Origin of the sequence: Bartonella sp. AC130YNZD (assembly GCF_042196865.1) — a bacterium.
In the GTDB taxonomy this organism is placed as follows: Bacteria; Pseudomonadota; Alphaproteobacteria; order Rhizobiales; family Rhizobiaceae; genus Bartonella.
In genome coordinates, this window is the sequence record NZ_JBHIQZ010000109.1 from 1 (window position 1) to 1,207 (window position 1,207).

Sequence of the window (1,207 nt, forward strand, 5' to 3'; positions counted from 1 at the left end):
ACTTTACAGTGTTCACGCAACTTTTCAATAAAATTGATCAGATAACAAAAACATATGTCACGGACATTTCCTCAAAAACAATAGCTACAATTACACCTTTCGTTTCAATTGGAATCACAATCGCTTTCATCATCTATGGTTGGCTCATCATTCGGGGCGCTATCGATATGCCACTCTCCGGATTTGTAAATCGTTTCCTACGAATAAGTATTATTACTTCAATAGCTCTTACCACAGGACTTTATCAACCAGAAATCACAAATTTAATAACACAAATGCCCTATGAGTTATCAAAAGCGCTCATAACAAATCCACTCAATGATACACAATTAATGAATTTACTTGACAAAACAGCAACCAAAGGATTCCAATATGCAGGCCGTCTTTTCCAAGAAACCGTCTTCTTCGAAGCCAATGGACTGCTTTACAGTCTCTTAGGCATCATTATCTTGCTGGCAACAAGCCTCGTAGTAGCAATCGGTGGTGGTCTCGTGCTCCTAACAAAAATCGCTATTACACTTCTCGTAGGATTGGGACCACTCTTCATCATTGCTTTGCTCTGGCAACCAACTCATCGCCTTTTCGAACAATGGATAATCCAAGTCGTCAATTATATAATCCTCTTTTTACTCTTAGCCACTGTATTTAATCTGATGATGAATATCTTTGCAAACTACTTGAGCGACATGAAACTCGATTACGACCAGAATATAAGCTTCATGTTTGGGGGAGCTCTCATCTTGTCCATTATATCCATCATGCTGTTACTCAAACTATCAAGCGTTGCCAATTCTCTCGCAAAAGGCATTACATTTGGACATCTATGGAGACATAGAAACTAGATGAGATAAAAAGCAATGGTTCCCGTAACAGAAACTTTAAATGCACAGGATAAAATAACTAAAACATCTCATCCTACAGCGAAAAATATTCGCACTGAAATTGAGCTATTTTCATAAATTAAAAAATGAAATTAAGAAAAGATAAATTATCGTAAACTATACACTTTACTTTGGTGTCAAAATTATAATAATGACAACAAATATCAGAATGTATATAACAGTAAAAAGAGTCATGTTAAAATGAAGTCGATCATACTTATAATTTTGATTGCAAACCTTTTATCGGCTTGTGCATTAGCACCAAAGCTAAAACAGCCCAATGATAGGAACCGTGTGCCTATTAATAAAACAATCCCTGCCGAAAT

2 protein-coding genes are annotated in these 1,207 nt (G+C 36.0%); both read left to right on the plus strand.

What is annotated here, in order from left to right; all coding sequences use genetic code 11:
• The coding region (locus ACFINU_RS09930) for a type IV secretion system protein (protein WP_375619004.1) at nt 1-842 on the plus strand (842 nt) is incomplete at its 5' end.
• Nucleotides 843-1,082: 240 nt separating this feature from the next.
• A partial coding sequence (locus tag ACFINU_RS09935) for a TrwH protein (RefSeq protein ID WP_375619005.1) occupies nt 1,083-1,207 on the plus strand: 125 nt, incomplete at its 3' end.